Annotated in this window: 14 protein-coding genes; 7 read left to right on the top strand and 7 right to left on the bottom strand. The window is 68.7% G+C overall.

Going from position 1 to position 14,349, the window contains the following annotated elements; genetic code table 11:
- From ACYVLQ_RS04650 to ACYVLQ_RS04640, 3 genes are all read right to left on the bottom strand, one after another.
- Entirely contained in the window at window positions 1-729 is a 729-nt protein-coding gene (locus ACYVLQ_RS04650; RefSeq protein ID WP_460696104.1) for a TetR/AcrR family transcriptional regulator, read from the bottom strand.
- A 304-nt stretch (window positions 730-1,033) separates the two neighbouring features.
- On the bottom strand, window positions 1,034-1,375 hold the full coding sequence (locus ACYVLQ_RS04645) for a hypothetical protein (protein WP_460696103.1): 342 nt from the start codon (window positions 1,373-1,375) through the stop codon (window positions 1,034-1,036).
- The gene (locus tag ACYVLQ_RS04640; RefSeq protein ID WP_460696102.1) at window positions 1,372-1,551 is read right to left on the bottom strand and encodes a hypothetical protein; all 180 of its coding nucleotides are present in this window, start codon (window positions 1,549-1,551) and stop codon (window positions 1,372-1,374) included. The genes ACYVLQ_RS04645 and ACYVLQ_RS04640 overlap by 4 nt, the downstream gene beginning before the upstream one ends.
- Before the next feature lie 269 nt (window positions 1,552-1,820).
- Between ACYVLQ_RS04640 and ACYVLQ_RS04635 the strand changes: the two genes are divergently transcribed.
- The 3 genes from ACYVLQ_RS04635 (at window position 1,821) to ACYVLQ_RS04625 (ending at window position 3,272) form a co-directional block, all read left to right on the top strand.
- The gene (locus tag ACYVLQ_RS04635; RefSeq protein WP_460696101.1) at window positions 1,821-2,720 is read left to right on the top strand and encodes a helix-turn-helix domain-containing protein; all 900 of its coding nucleotides are present in this window, start codon (window positions 1,821-1,823) and stop codon (window positions 2,718-2,720) included.
- Window positions 2,717-2,929, top strand: coding sequence for a DUF397 domain-containing protein (locus tag ACYVLQ_RS04630; RefSeq protein ID WP_460696100.1), 213 nt, complete (start codon window positions 2,717-2,719; stop codon window positions 2,927-2,929). Before ACYVLQ_RS04635 ends, ACYVLQ_RS04630 begins: the two co-directional genes overlap by 4 nt.
- A gap of 130 nt (window positions 2,930-3,059) precedes the next feature.
- Entirely contained in the window at window positions 3,060-3,272 is a 213-nt protein-coding gene (locus tag ACYVLQ_RS04625; RefSeq protein WP_460696099.1) for a DUF397 domain-containing protein, read from the top strand.
- A 1,041-nt stretch (window positions 3,273-4,313) separates the two neighbouring features.
- Here the strand turns inward: ACYVLQ_RS04625 and ACYVLQ_RS04620 are convergent.
- The 4 genes from ACYVLQ_RS04620 to ACYVLQ_RS04605 all read right to left on the bottom strand — a co-directional run bounded on the left by ACYVLQ_RS04620 (window position 4,314) and on the right by ACYVLQ_RS04605 (window position 9,385).
- Entirely contained in the window at window positions 4,314-6,026 is a 1,713-nt protein-coding gene (locus ACYVLQ_RS04620; RefSeq protein ID WP_460696098.1) for an ABC transporter ATP-binding protein, read from the bottom strand.
- Window positions 6,023-6,817, bottom strand: coding sequence for an ABC transporter permease (locus ACYVLQ_RS04615; protein WP_460696097.1), 795 nt, complete (start codon window positions 6,815-6,817; stop codon window positions 6,023-6,025). Before ACYVLQ_RS04615 ends, ACYVLQ_RS04620 begins: the two co-directional genes overlap by 4 nt.
- Window positions 6,818-6,899: 82 nt before the next feature.
- Window positions 6,900-7,886 carry an ABC transporter permease gene (locus ACYVLQ_RS04610; protein ID WP_460696096.1) on the bottom strand — a complete coding sequence of 329 codons (987 nt, stop codon included), beginning with the start codon at window positions 7,884-7,886 and terminating at the stop codon, window positions 6,900-6,902.
- Window positions 7,883-9,385, bottom strand: a complete 1,503-nt coding sequence (locus ACYVLQ_RS04605) for an ABC transporter substrate-binding protein (protein WP_460696095.1) — start codon at window positions 9,383-9,385, stop codon at window positions 7,883-7,885. Before ACYVLQ_RS04605 ends, ACYVLQ_RS04610 begins: the two co-directional genes overlap by 4 nt.
- Window positions 9,386-9,666: 281 nt before the next feature.
- On the opposite strand from ACYVLQ_RS04605, the gene ACYVLQ_RS04600 reads away from it, so the two are divergent.
- The 4 genes from ACYVLQ_RS04600 to ACYVLQ_RS04585 are packed head-to-tail and all read left to right on the top strand — an operon-like array spanning window position 9,667 to window position 14,329.
- The gene (locus ACYVLQ_RS04600; protein WP_460696094.1) at window positions 9,667-10,776 is read left to right on the top strand and encodes a TauD/TfdA family dioxygenase; all 1,110 of its coding nucleotides are present in this window, start codon (window positions 9,667-9,669) and stop codon (window positions 10,774-10,776) included.
- 55 nt (window positions 10,777-10,831) lie between these two features.
- Window positions 10,832-11,794 carry an ornithine cyclodeaminase family protein gene (locus ACYVLQ_RS04595; protein ID WP_460696189.1) on the top strand — a complete coding sequence of 321 codons (963 nt, stop codon included), beginning with the start codon at window positions 10,832-10,834 and terminating at the stop codon, window positions 11,792-11,794.
- Window positions 11,785-13,248 carry a type III PLP-dependent enzyme domain-containing protein gene (locus tag ACYVLQ_RS04590; protein WP_460696093.1) on the top strand — a complete coding sequence of 488 codons (1,464 nt, stop codon included), beginning with the start codon at window positions 11,785-11,787 and terminating at the stop codon, window positions 13,246-13,248. The genes ACYVLQ_RS04595 and ACYVLQ_RS04590 overlap by 10 nt, the downstream gene beginning before the upstream one ends.
- A gap of 52 nt (window positions 13,249-13,300) precedes the next feature.
- Complete coding sequence (locus ACYVLQ_RS04585) at window positions 13,301-14,329, top strand: PLP-dependent cysteine synthase family protein (protein ID WP_460696092.1); 1,029 nt, start codon at window positions 13,301-13,303, stop codon at window positions 14,327-14,329.
- The last annotated feature ends 20 nt before the right edge of the window (window positions 14,330-14,349 follow it).

The raw sequence follows: 14,349 nt of genomic DNA, 5'->3' as shown, positions 1-14,349 counted from the left end.
CTATCTGTCCTGAGCGGCCGCCAAGGCCTCGATCAACTGCAGCAGCGGCTGATCCCGGTCCAACACGAGACCGTGAGCGCGGGACACCCCGTCCAGAATGCTCCACGCGTAGCCCGCGACCTCGGAGATCAGCTCGACTCGGCTCAGCGCCGAATCCGGCTCGTGCGCCCACCGTGTCACGGTCGCCTCGGTCATGGAGACGATGGCGAAGGTCATGGTGTCCACGACCGGCGGATCGGCGACGCCGACGACACCGGCCAGCCCGGACACCAGCCCCTTCGCGCGGGCGGTGATGCTGATCATCAAGCCGCTCAGCGCATCCCGGTCCTCGGGCCCGTCCGCGGCGGGACCGGTGCGGAGGAACTCGTGCTGGCGCGGGTGGTCGCCGATCCAGTCCACGACCACCGCGACGGCGCGGGCCAGAATCTCCCCGATCGACCCGTCGCCGATATTCAGCGCGGCGTCCAGCGCATCGGTGAACCGCTCGGCGATCGTGGTCCGGACCCGGCGTTCCAGCTCTTCCAAGCCGGAAAACTGCCGGTACAGAACGGATTTCGCCAATCCGGCCCGCACCGCGATGTGCTGCGCCGAGAGGCCCGAACCCGGCGGGTTCTCCTCCAGCAGCTCGATCGCCGCCTCGACCAGGCGCATCCGCCGGGCGTCGTTGTGCGGCCGCCAGCGCGCCTGCCGACCACCGGTCGGCGCCGATGAGGTAGCTGCTCCCGACACCCGTCGAGTGTAAACGGCCGACCGCGCACCCCCGTCATTCATAATGGCCCGGCCTCGACCCCATTGCCCCGCGACCAATACGGCACCACGTGCGGATTGTGTACCGCCGTCACGAACCTCGCCGCCGACTCCGCATCGCCGAGGCTGTGGTACGGCCCCCATACTCCATTCGGGCACGGGCCGTCATGACTACCGCAGGCGCCACCTGTGGTCACGATGGCCCATCGCGCGAAAAGCCTTGGATTACTCGAGGCTACCGGACCGTTATTCATCCGAACCGACCTCCACGGATATTTTCCGGACATCACGACACCACCCTTCGCCGCCTTCGCTTATACGTACTTTCCGGATCAACCGTGATGACAGTCGCCAACTCGTGCAATTCCCGGGGAATTTCGGAGCCGTCGAGATGATGCAGGTTGGGAACGAAGACGGTCTCGATCCCCAGATGTTCGACCACATTGATCAGCCGCCGCATCGGCCGGTCGGTCCGGCTGCCGAACGCAATCGTCTTCACCAGGTTGTATCCCAGACGTTTCGCATGCGAACGTAGTCGTTCCTCGTCGGCCGCCTGCCGCGGTCCGGACACGTCCTTGTCCAGGTAGCTGATCGCCGCCGGACCTCGGAATACCTCCGCCCAGCTCACGACTCCTCCTCGGGATCCCACGCCCGCAAGCCGGTCAGCGTTCTCGACAGAAGCTCCCCCGTGATCTCGTCTACTTTCGGGAGCCGCAGTCCGGCAACCAGCGGAATGGACGAACCAAAAAGAATCATCCAACTGGCCGGGTCGCGTTGCGGCAGCGCGCCATGTGCATTGTTCATCGATTGACCCCCTGGTCTCCGATGCCGGGTGTAAGGTGTAGCCAACTCGCAGCGCCGAACCGGAGAGAACGTCGACCGCAGCCGGGTACACAACGGGGATCGAAGCACAGGCTGAGCGCTTCTGGATGATTCGATAAGTAATCCACGGGGATCTTCGCATTCTCCCAGCGAATGATCCAGGAGACGTCCGCTCTGTGATCCACAGCCTTCGGTACCCGTGATCCACCACCAGCACTCTGCGTGATCCACGACCGACGGAGGAACCACACATGAGCGAGACCAAGGGCGGCCCGGCGAATACGAAGCTGGCGATCGGTATACCGCGACGGCAATTGGGCCGCTACCTGCGTGATATGCGGCAGGCCTACGGCCTGTCGATCCGCAACGCGGCCAAGGCGATCGGCGTCGGCGACGGCACCCTGCAGCGCCTGGAAACCGGCGGGGCATCGGTGGTCCACGACGACCATCTCGCGGCCCTGTGTGAACTGTACGAACAGCGCGACATGCTGTCCGCGCTGAAAGCCCTTGCGGCACAGGGGCAGGTGCCCAACTGGTGGCACCAGTACGGCGACATCATCCCGGACAACTTCAACCTGTACATGAGTCTCGAAGCGGCAGCCGAAGAACTGCGGATCTACCGCCCGGACATAATCCCCGGCTTGTTCCAGACACCCGATTACGCCAAAGCGCTCGATGCGCGCTACTTCCCGGATGACACCATCCCCGAACTCGAACGGCGCGTTCGGGTCCGACGTGAACGACAGCACCTCATCATGCGGAAGAGGTCTCCCCTGTCGGTCGATCTGGTGATGGACGAAGGAGTTCTATACCGTGTCGTCGGCAGCCCGGAAGTCATGTCGAAGCAGCTCCGGCATCTTGCCGATATGCCCGCGAACGTGCGGGTTCGGATTCTGCCCAACTCAGCGGGCTTCCCGCTGGGCATCGCGACCGGCCCTTTCATTCTCCTGGACTTCGGAGTGGACAGTAGGGGCTACCCGCATGAGCCGCCCGTGGTCTACGTCGAGAGCTATACGGGAGACCTGTACCTTGAGCGAACCAAGAGCGTCCGCGATTATCGTAGAGCGTTCGACGCGATCCAACGGGTAGCGTTGGACATAGCAGATAGCAAACACCTGCTGAGGCGGGTAGCTAAGGAGTATGCGCAGTGAGCATCGATCTAACCGGCGCAAAGTGGTTCAAGAGCAGCCGAAGCGCGGGCGGCAAGGAGTGTGTGGAGGTCGCCCACCTCGACGCGGGCATGGTCGGCGTTCGCGACTCCAAGAACCCAACCGGCCCGGCCCTGGTCTTCACTCCTGGCGAGTGGGACGCCTTCACCACAGGCGTACGTGACGGCGAATTCACCAGGCCCGAAGCCTGACGACCAGCCGCCATCGCAAGCGCTGGGTGGCATTCTCGAAATCGCAAGGCGTTCAACGCGATCCACCATGTAACGTTGGAGCGCCCGACAACAAGCACCTGCTACGGCACAGAGCCGAGGAGTATGCGCAATGAACGTAGACATGACCGGCGCGAAATGGTTCAAGTCCAGCCGAAGCGCGGGCGGTAGTGATTGTGTGGAGGTTGCCCACCTCGACGCGGGCATGGTCGGCGTCCGCGACTCCAAAAACCCGACCGGCCCGGCCCTGGTCTTCACGCCGGGTGAATGGGATGCCTTCACCGCAGACGTCCGTGACGGCGAGTTCACCAACCCCGGAGCCTGACCACCCGTCCCTGTGGTCGCGGACGGGCGGCACACCTGATATCCACTGCAAGCCCAGCCTGGCCTGGCACAGCAACGTTGGCCGAGACCAACTTTGCTAGCTACCATCGTGGCAACGACCTACCTGATCCCCAGGGGAGTCACCGCGCGGCAGCGCGGATCTCGATCAGGAGGTCCTTGTCATGACACCACCGTTTTCCGATCTGTGGCGGGCACAAGGCGCGTCCGAGGCCCGTGTGCTCTGGGACATGGTCGACGGGCCGATGCCTCGTGGCCTCCTTGGTGTGAGCGATCCCGATGTCCACCACATCGAAGGCCAGTGGACGATGTTCGTTGGTGGTTTCGCGACGTCTTTTCGCAATCGTCTCTACCGTGCGACGCTCACCCCCGGCGCCGAACTGGCGAGCGGGACATGGAACATCGACGCCGACAGCCGGGGTCGGGTCGCGGGGAGCGTATCTACTACGCCGGTCGCGCGAACTCGAAGCATTACGGTCCGGGCAGCCGCTACGCGATCGGTGTGCTGGAGCGGCGGGGCAGCGAATGGGTGCGACGAGACGCTCCCGTCATCGTCGGCGACGTGCGCAGGCGGAGCGTCCTCGAACCTTCGGTGGTGTACGCCGATGGCTGCTTCCGGATGTGGTACCTGGCGACTCCCCGCGAGATCGGCCCCGGCGAACGGCCTGACTACGAGTTGCGTTACACGCAGAGCGAGGACGGCAGGGATTTTTCGACAACGCGGTCGCTCGGGGCTCCAACCTGCATGGCACCCCTGACTTCCCGGAACAGGGGCTGTGGTGGATGACCGCACGGTCCCCCTGCTCGGGCCGGTCCGGCTGGTCCGCACCCAGACGGTCTGCTCGACACGGCCGCGCCTGGCACACCGGAGTGGTTCGGCCGCGGAACCTATGTGCCCACGCTTGCTTTCGAGGACCCGACGTCCGCGCAAGCGACCTCCGGTACCGGCACCCTTCTTCCTGGCCACCGGCACCATCGAGGTCGACCTCGCCTGACATCAGCCTTTCGTGACGTTGCTATCCCGTCAGCCGAGAAGCGCAAGGGTCGCATCGTGTGTGGGGGCCGCCAGGATGCCAGGAACCGGGCCTGCCTCCACGATGCGTCCGGACTCGAGGACACTCATGTGGGTGCAGTAGCGCGCCACCACGTCCATATCGTGGGTGATCACCAGCAGGGCCAGATGGCGGTCGCGGCGGAGCCGGTCGAGCAGGGTCATGATCGCCGTGGCGGTGTCGTGGTCGAGCGCCGAGGTGATCTCGTCACAGACCAGCGCCGCCGGATCGAGGGTCAGGGCGCGCGCCAGCGCCACCCGCTGCCGCTGCCCCCCGGACAGCTCGTGCGGATAGCGTCGCGCCAGTTCGGGTTTCAACTCGACAGTGCGCAGCAGATCCGCGATCGACTCCGCCATAGCGGATCCCGGCACCCGGCGATGCCGCCGCAGCGGCCGGGACAGGGTCTGCGCCACCGTGCGGCGCGGATTCAGGCTGCCCGCACTGTCCTGCGGCACCAGGGCGATCCGCCCGTCGACGTGCACCGACCCCGCCACCGGACGCCGCAACCCGACCGCGGCCCGCGCGAGCGTGGATTTACCCGCTCCCGAGGGCCCGGCCACCGCCAGTGCCTCCCCCGGCGCCAATCTCAGGTCGATACTCGCGAGCACCCGCCGGCGGCCGATGGACACATCGGCGCCCGACATCGAAAGCACCTGTCCGACACCGCCGTTGCCACCGGCCCCTGCGTGCACCATGTCGTCTGCGTGCACCCCGTTCGAACCGGGCCGATCACTCACGGTCCCCGGCGACGCCCTGTCCGGCTCCTGATCGGATACGGCCGCAGCGCTTTCCCCGCCTCGCGGCCGACGGGATGCACCGGCACCCGCCGTGGCCGCGCGCGACACCACCTCGGATTCCGACGAGGCGCTGCCCGCCACGGTGAGATCCGCATCGGAACCACGCGTGCGCTCCGAGTCCCCGTTCGAGCTTGCGGCCGTCCTACCACCGGATCCGTCTGTCGCGGAATGTCGAGTGCGGTCCGCAGCGCCGTTGGCCCGCACCCCGCGCGGATGGTGGCCTACCGACCGTGATTCGACCCCGGGCAACAGCTCTCCGCCGACCATGACCTGATGCTCGGTGAGTTCGTGCAGGACGGCGGTGTTGTGGCCGGAGATCACGACCGTGGTGCCGTGGTCGTCGGAGAGGCGGCGCAGCAGCCGCACCACCGCCGTGCGCAACCGGCCGTGCAGGCCCGCCAGCGGCTCGTCCAGCACCAGCACCGGGGTGCGGCGGGCGAGCGCGCGGGCCAGGGCGATGCGTCGCTGCTCGCCGCCGGACAGTTCGGCGGCGCGGCGCCGCAGGTACGACTCCGGCAATTCGACCGCGGACAGCGCCTCCAACGACCGTGTGTGGTCGGCCAATTCGCCGAGCAGCGACCGCACGCGCATGGTCGGGTTCAGGGTCACGCCGGGGTCCTGGCCCACGAAGGCGATCTGCTCCCGCCGGAATCGCCGCAGCGCGGTGGGGTCCAGGGCCAGCACGTCCCGGCCGCCCACCTGCACCGTGCCCGCCGCCGTGGTCCCCGCCGGGACCTGGCCGAGCAGCGCCTTCATCAACGTCGATTTGCCGCAGCCGGACGGCCCGCGCAGCGCCGTGATGCCGCCCTCCGGCACCTTCAGCGAGATCGGCTCGAGTAGCGTCGCGCCATCCGGCACCGTCACCGAAAGGTCTTCCACCACAATCATGTCCGGCTCACCTCCCGTCGGCCCAGCGCGGCCGCCAACAGGTTCGCGCTGACCGCCACGACGCCGATGGCGAGGCTCGGCGCCACCACCGCCCACGGATTCAGCAGGATCCCGGAAGCGTTCTCCCGCACCATGACCGCCCAGTTCGACTGCCCGAGATCGGCGGGTAACCCGAGGAACGCCGCGGTCGACACGATGTACACACCCTCCACGAAGCGCAGTCCGAGCTGGGTGAAGACCAGCTCGCGCATATTGGGCAGCATCTCCCGCGTGATCAGAAAGGCCGGGGATTCCCCGCTGAGCCGAGCCGCCTCGACGTAACCGGTGGCCGCGACACCCGTGGCCGCCGCCGCGAAAACCCGTGCGGAGTACGGGGTTCCGAAGGCGATCGCCACCAGCATCACGCCGAAGGCGCCCGACTGCGGCCACGACACCACCACCAGCAACAGCGCCAGCACGGCCGGGAGCAGAATCGCCAGATCGGCCCCGCGCTCGATAACCACACCGAGCCGCGGCCACAGCGCGGCCACCGACCCCAGCACCGCCGCCAGCCCGGTCACAACCACCGCGATCACCGCCGCGAGCAGAATCAACCCCCACCCACCGTGCAGCAGCTGACTGAAGACGTCCCGCCCAAGCCGATCCCCGCCCAGCGGCGCCCCCGAATGCGGTCCGGCGAACGGGATTCCGACGGTGGCATCCACCTCCCGCGGCGCCACCCACGGCCCCACCACAGCCATGACCACCACGACAAGCGCGGGCAATGCCCGAACCATGAGTCCTCTGGTCATCGCCCCACTCCCGCCCCGGGAAACCGCCACATTCGACTTCCTGGCCGCGCCTTCGGCTTCCCGGCACGCTCGAGTGGTGCGTTCATCGCCGCCCCCGCATGGCCCAGGCGCGCAGGCCGTCCGCGGCCAGCAGCACGCACAGGATGATGGCCGCCGCTACGGCCGCCGTGGCCGCGGCCAGGGCCGTGTCGCGGTCGGCGACGGAACCGGCCAGCAAGGCCCCCAGCCCGGGGTAGTTGAACAGGCTCTCGACCACCAGCGCGCCGCCGAGCAGCATTCCGACCGTGGTCGCGTAGGAGGCGGCGATGGCGGGCAGCGCCACCGGGAAGACGTGGCGGAGCATCAGCTGTCGCGGGGAAATGCCTTCCAGCTCAGCGTTTTCCACGTGCGGGGCGCGGGCGGCGTCGGCCAGCGCACCGCGTATGACACGAGTGTTCCAGCCGGTCTGCGGCACCGCGAGCGCGAGCACGGGCAGCACCAGCATGTCCGCGGTGGCCGGAAATCCGGACCTGCCCGCCACCGTCACCGCGGGCAGCCATCCCGCGACGAACGAGAACACCATGATCAGCACCGCCGCGACCACGAACTCCGGCAGGGCGACCACCATCGCGGTCGCGGGCTGCAGCACCCGCGCCACCCAGCCGGACGGCCGTGCCGCCCACCACATCCCGAAGCCCAGCGAGGCGATCACGGTGAGCACGAACGCGAGACCGCCCAGCAGCAGTGTCTGCGGCGCCGAGGAGGCGAGCAGATCGGCGATCGACCGGCCGTGCACCGTGGTGCCGAAGTCGCCGGTCATCACACCGCTCAGCCACGACCAGAACCGTTGCGGCAGTGGGCGGTCCAGACCCAGTTCGTGTCGCTTGGCGGACACCGTCTCCGGGGTCGCGCCGCGGTCCAGCGCCGCCCGCGAGGCGTCGCCGGGCAGCAGCGCGATCGCGGCGAACACCAGCATGAGCAACGCGAACAGCAGCGCGAGGCGGCGCAGCACCAGTCCGGCGGCGGCCACCCACACACCGCCGCGCCGACCGGCATCGGCGACGATCACGCGTTCGCTGACGGTACTCACGTCAGCCAGACCCGCTCCAGCTGGACCCGCCCGAATCCGCCCAGCGTCGGCAGATCGCGCACCCGGCTGGACGCGATATCGATGCCGTCGGCCATGCCCCACACCAGGTATCCGCCCCGCTCGTGCTGGATCTGCTGCACCGTCCGGCTCGCCCGGGCATCGGCGGCCGGATCCGCCGAGCCCAGCGCCGTGGCGGTGGCGGCGTCGAATTCCCGGTCGGCGAAGGCGGTTTCGTTGCGGTTGCTGCCCGAGACCATCAGCTTCGAGGCGTAGAACAGCACCGAATCGTTGGTCCCCCAGTTCACGGTGTACAGCGGCGCGTGCAGCCAGGTGCGGTCGTAGAAGGTGCCCGACTCCTGCACCACGACCTCGAGATTCACCCCGATATCGCGCAGCTGGGTGGCGAACAGCTTGGCCGACTCCGTCTCGCCGGGCGCCTCCTCCTTGGTGAACAGCTGATACGTGGCACCGGTGTCGAATCGGGCCTCCGCCAGCAGCGCCCGCGCCCGGTCCAGATCCCGGCGGCGCTGCGGAATATCCTTGGCGTACTGCGGATCTCCGGTGCCGAGGATATCGTTCGCGACGGTGCCGAATCCCGAGAACGCCTGGGCGACAAGGGCGTCGCGGTCGGCCGCCAAGCGCAATGCCGTACGCACCCGCGGATCGGCGAACGGCCCGTCGGCGGTGCGCATGGCGATCGCGACCGCAGTGTCGTTGGGGCGGCGGATCATCTGGAGATCGCCGCGCCCGGCGGCCGTGCGCCCCGCGATGGCCCCGACATTGGACGCCAGATCGATCTGCCCGCCCAGCACCGCGTTCGACATCGCGTCGACGCTGTCGAACATGGTGACCTCGATGGCCTCCAGCCGCGGGCGCGGCCCGTGCCAGGCGTCGTTGCGCACCAGCCGCGCATTGCCCTGCCGGTAGGACTCCAGCCGGAACGGCCCGCTGCCGACGGCCGCGGCGAAGTCGGTGGCGCCCTGCTTGACCGTGAAGGTCATGAGCCGGACCAGCAGGGGGATCTGGGTATTCGGCGTGGCCGCGGTCACCACCACCCGCCCCGGCCCCTCGGCGGTGATGTCCTCCGGCCGCGCGACCGGCATCTTCGACTCCCCGCCGATCTCGCGCAGCCGCCGCAGCGACCAGACCACATCGTCGGCGGTGACCGGGCTGCCGTCGTGGAATTTCGCTCCCTCGGCGAGGGTGAACACCCATCGCCGCTGGTCCGGATCCGCCGCCCAGTCCGAGGCCAGCCGCGGGCGCACGGTCGGATCGGCGCCGGGCACCGTGAGCGGGTCGTAGATCAGCGATGTGATCAGGAAATCGCTCTCGTTGCTCAGGTTGGCGTGCGGATCTCGTTGCAGTGCTGATACTTTGCCCAGGGCGCCGACACGCAGGGTGCCGGTGTCGCCGGAATCGCGGCCGCAGGCACCCAGTGCCAGGGCCGCGCCCAGTCCGAGTCCGGCGCCCAGAATCCGCCGTCGTGTCATGATCGTCATCGCGGGGCCTCGTCCCTCATCCGAGTCTGCTATGAGCAGCCAAGGCTAACCTAATGATTCTGCGGCAGCGACCGGGCATTCGTCCATGTCCGACCCCGGACCGCCGACGCGCCGACGCGACTCGCGGCGGGTTACCCTGCTGACTGGTCTCGGCGATACCGATTCGCTATTCTTGTAGACGCACTTTAGGTAAGCCTTGCTTAAGTTCCTGCGAGGGACTAATTTCGCAGACCGAGTCTTCACCACCTGCTTCACCACCGTTGCGAAGAAGGGAATGCCTGGTGAAAAACGTTCTCTGCGAACGTAAGACACACCAACCCACCAAATCGGACGCGATCGAGCGCCGAGAGCTGCCCGCGGCCGCCGCACAGGCCGTTCGTGATACGGCGCGCGAGATAGCCGCCACAATCGACACCATGCCGGGATTGTCCGCGCGGGCCGCGGTCACCCTCACCGATCCGGCGCTGATCGAGCTGGTCGAGACCCACGCCGCTCGCTTACCCGAATCGGTGCGCACCGTGCTGCGCCCGCCGGAGTCCGCCGCCGGGGCCGCGGTCGTCGGAAGTCTGCCGCTGCGCGACGACGAACTGGGCCCGACCCCGCGCGATTGGCGGCAGGCCGCCGCCTGGAGCGGCGATCCGGACCGCAGGCACGCCTCGCTCCAGCTGGATATCACCATGCTGCTGCTGGCCCGCGGCGCCGGTGAGCCGTTCGGCTGGCAGGGGCAGCAGGACGGGCGGCTGGTCAACAACATCGTCCCCTCCCCAGGGCACGAGCACGAGCAGTCGGGGGCGTCGAGCGCCACCCTGCTCACCCCGCACACCGAGGACGCCTTCCACCCCCGTCGCGCGCACCTGCTCATGCTGGGCTGCCTGCGCAACCCCGACCGGGTGGGCACCACGGTGTCGTCGATCCGCGAGGTTCGAATGGACGAGAACCAGCGCCGTCGGCTGAGCGAGCCGAAGCTGCCGATCCTGCCGGATGTCTCCTACGGCACCGACTTTCACCAGTATCCGGCGGCCCCGGTGGCCACGATCGGCGACGACGAGGGGCGCCCGACGCTGCGCTACGACCCCGCCTACACCCCGCTCGACGACGCCGACGCCGAATTCCGCAGCGCCTACGCCCATCTCGGTGCGGAGCTGGAGCGGGTGTGCCGCACCCCCGTGCTGGCGCCGGGCGAGTTACTGCTGGTGGACAACGACGTGGTGGTGCACGGGCGGGTACCGTTCACCCCGCGGTACGACGGGACCGACCGCTGGCTCAAGCGGGTCAACATCCGCCTGCCCCGCCGCCGGGCGACCGAGGCGGGCGAGAGTGGCTACGGGCAGGCGACGGTCACCCCGTTCGGCACGAAATACGCTGAGACACCAGAAGTATCCCCAGGATGAACCCACCGCCGATGAACCGAGGAAGCCAGTGACTACCCGACCGATACCGCTGCGCGTGCTCAGCCGCAGCGATCTCGCCGACGTTCCGATCACTCCGGTCGACGTGGTGCGCGCCGTCGAGGAGGCATATCTGGCGCTGGCTTCCGGTGATTCGGACAATCCGCGCAAACTCAGCGTCGCCCATCCAGACGGTTGGTCGGTGGCCTACGCCATGCTCGGCCGCGACGGCCGCCGCCGGGTGGTGGCGATGAAGACGTCCTACAAGTTCGATCCCAGCCACGACCGCAGCACCAAGCGCTACTACACCACGATCACGCTGTACGACGACGCCACCGGCCTGCCCATCGCGATGATGGACTGCGCCCGGGTCGGCGCGCTGCGCACCCCGGCCGTCTCCGCGCTGCTGGTGCGCGAGACCGTCCGCGCCGACGCGCGCAGCGTGCTGCTGATCGGCACCGGCACGCAGGGCCGGAATGCGCTGCCGCACTTGCTCGCCGCCAATCCGCAGCTGAACCGGCTGATGCTGTACGGCACCCACCCAGACGGGCTGAAGGCGGTGCACGAGCAGCTGGCCGCCCATCACCCGCATACCGAGCTGGAGACGGTGTCGGATCCGTACGCGGCCGCGCGCGCGGCCGACGTGGTGCTGGCCACCGCGGGCCCCGGAACCAAGGTCGCCATCGAATCCGACGATCTGGCGCCGGGCGCCGTGGCGGTGCTGGTCGGCTACGGCCTGGCCCCGTCGGCGCTGACCGACGCCGACCGGGTGGTCGCGACCAACGCCGAGCAGATGTCGCTCACCGGCACCGACATGGCCGGTCCGGACGGCAGGCTACGCCCGGTCGACGCCGAGCTGCCGCAGATCCTCGGCCGCCGCACCGCCGGTCGCACGCGAGACGACCAGCGCATCTTCGTCTACAACAGCGGCCTGGTCCTCACCGACATCGCGGTCGCCCACGCCCTCGCCGAACGCGCCATCGCCGGCGGGAGGGGCACGGAGGTGCCCATATGGGACTGAACATTGGTGCGGCACAGTCGAATACGACCGAGCGGCGTGTAGCGGCGGACGAGACCGAGGAGTCGGAGGACGCACACCACCCGCGAGGCGACGCCGCCGCACCGCCGCACCGCACCCCGCAGCCGGACGCGACCGAACTCGGCGCTTTCATCGCCGCCGCGCTTCCGGCACACCGCGACGAATGGGAACAGCGGCTACTCGCGCACCCGGACCTGTTGGCGGACATCGCGTTCGCCGTCGGCGGGCCGTTTCACGTCATGTACCCGGCGCGGGTCGGGCGCAATGTCGACGCGTTCCGGAAGGTATTCGAGAGCGCCGGGGTCGAGGGCTCGATCTACTACGGCAAGAAGGCCAACAAGGCCGCGTGCGTGGTGCGCGCCTGCGCGGAGCACGAGGCCGGGGTGGACGTCGCGAGCGCTGGCGAGTTGAGTTCGGCGCTGGCACACGGGGTTCGGGGCGGGGATCTGATGGTGACCGGCCCCGCGAAGTCCGACGACCTGCTGTGGCTGGCGGCACGGCACGGCGCGCTGATCGCCATCGACGAGCACACCGAACTGGACCGCCTTGTCGCCCTCAGCATTCCGGTGCGAGTGCTGCTGCGGGTGCTCCCCGAGGGTTCCTCCAGCCGCTTCGGCATGACCCGCGACGAACTCGATATCGCCCTAGCCCGCACCGATCTCGACCCGGTGCGCATCGAGGGCTTCAGCTTCCATCTCTCCGGCTACGATCCGATCCCCCGGGCGGAGCTGGCGGCGGACCTGATCGCCCGCTGCCGCGAGGCACGCACCCTGGGCCATCCGGCGGCCACCATCTCGATCGGCGGCGGCTTCGCGGTCGACTACGTGCCCGAGCGGCACTGGGCCGATTTCACCGGAACCGCGGACCCGCGGTGGTTCCACTCCGGCAGGAACTTCGACTCCTATTACCCGTACCACAGCCCGGTCGCCGGTCCGGCCGCGCTGGCCGCCGTGCTCGACCACCGCGACCTGGCGAAACACCTGCGCGACAACGGGGTCCGCCTCGCCATCGAACCCGGCCGCGCCCTGCTGGACCGCGCCGGATCCACCGTCTTTCGCGTGCGGGGCGCGAAAACCCGCACCGCACAAGGACACCCGTATCAGCTGCTCACCGTCGACGGCAGCAGCCTGAGCCTGTCCGAGCAGTGGTTCGACAGCGAGTACCTGCCCGATCCGGTGCTGTGCCCCACCCGCCCCGGCGCCGTCACCCCCGCGAGCGTCGGCGCGGCCACCTGCCTCGAATCCGACATGCTCAGCTGGCGGCGCATCCCGCTGCCACGGCCCGCCGCACCCGGCGACCTGATCGTCTATCCGAACACCGCCGGTTACCAGATGGATTCCAACGAATCGGCATTCCACGAGTTGCCGATCCCGCCGAAGGTGGTGCTGCACGAGGCGCCCGGCGGCCGGTTGCGCTGGACGCTCGACGCCGGATAGCCGAACCACACCACACCCGCACACACGTTTTATCCCAGTCCGAGGAGACCTCATGGCGCTCGTCTCGCGCGTGACCGACCTGATCGGCAACACCCCGCTGTTCGAGCTCGCGACCACCGACACCGGCACCCGGCTGCTGCTCAAGCTCGAACAGTTCAACCCGACCGGCGCCGCCAAGATCCGCATGGCCCGCGAAATGGTGCTCGATGCGGAGCGTCGCGGTTTGCTGAGCGATGGCGGGCATATCATCGAGTCGACATCCGGCAACACCGGACTGGGACTGGCGGTAGTGGCGGCCGAACGCGGGTACCGCTTCACTGCGGTCGTCGACCACCACGCCTGCAAGGACAAGCTGCGCGCGATGCAAGCCATGGGAGCCGAACTCGTATACGTCGCCGACGACGGCGACGACAGTCTGGCCACCTCGGCGCGGGAGGACCTGGCCGAGGCGATGGCCGCTGCCCGGCCCGGCGCCTACTTCACCGAGCAGCACAACAACGACGCGAACGCGCTCGGCTACTACGCCGTCGCCGAGGAACTGCTGTCCGACCTGGGCCGCGTCGATATCCTGCTGTCGGCGGTGGGCACCGGCGGCTCGCTGTTCGGCACCGCCCGGCGGCTGCGTGAACTGGGCTGCCGCCCGCAGGTGATCGGCGTGGAACCGGTCGGCTCGATCGCCTTCGGCGGACCGGGCGGGCCGTACTGGCAGTCCGGTACCGGCACGCCGCCCGGGGCCACCGTCGGTACCGCCGTGGACTATTCGCTGCTCGACGAGGGCGTCAAGGTGTCGGATGTGGAAGCGTTCGCCGCGACCCGCGCGGTGGCGAAGAAGGTGGGGTTGCTGATCGGCGGCTCGGCGGGCGGCTCGGTGCACGCCGCACTGACCCGCCTCGAGGAGTTCCCGGCGGGCTCCACGGTCGTAACGATCGTGTGCGACGGCGGCGAAAAGTATCTGGACACCGTCTTCGACGACGACTGGATGAACGATCGCGATCTGCTGGACGAATCCGCCGAGACCACAGTGCTCGACCTGCTCGACCGCTACTCGCCCGCACACCGAGACCTGGTGGGCGTGCGGTGACATCGACGGGCGGATCGGAA

The sequence above is a fragment of the Nocardia thraciensis genome, assembly GCF_054782435.1.
This window is presented reverse-complemented; position numbering and strand designations above follow the sequence as displayed.